At 50.5% G+C, this 610-nt stretch carries 1 pseudogene; it reads right to left on the minus strand.

The annotated features are described in order from the left end of the window. A pseudogene (gene narZ / locus ACS8FD_RS22300) lies at positions 1 to 610 on the minus strand (nitrate reductase subunit alpha); the annotation flags it as partial.

Below are 610 nucleotides of genomic sequence, written 5' to 3' on the forward strand. Positions count from 1 at the left end.
CGAACGCTTGCATCCATGGGTGATCCTGATAAAACTGCTGACGACCTGTAATGGTGCGCCAAGGGATCAGTTCATGAACGTTAGTGTAACCAGCGTTGTAGCTCACCTCATCAGACTCAATGCCAGACCACGTCGGGCTTGAGATAATTTTGCGCGGTTGGGCGACGATGTCTTTAAAGCGGATTTTTTCGTGCTCGCTGGATTTGGCCAAATGGGTATGATCGCGACCCGTAAACTCAGACAATGCCGACCACCCTTTGACCGCCACGTGACCATTGGTTTCAGGCGCCAGCATCAAAATCATCTCAGAGGCATTCACTGGGGTATTCAGACGGGGTCGCCCTTCAGAGATACCTGGCTCAGTGACACGGTGGTTTAAGTCACCCAATTGTTTGACTTCGGTTTTCATATCCCAATTTAGACCTTTTGAGCCGTTGCCTAGTGCCTCAAGCGCCGGTCCCATAGAGGTGAACTTCTTATAAGTATTGGGATAATCACGCTCAACGATCTTAATCATGGGACAGTTTTTACCCGGTACTGGTTTTTCACCGGCAGTTTTCCAGTCTGTACCGCCAAAGGGCTGCGCTAGCTCACCTGGGCTGTCATGCTG

It is taken from the genome of Psychrobacter sp. 1U2 (genome assembly GCF_051847575.1).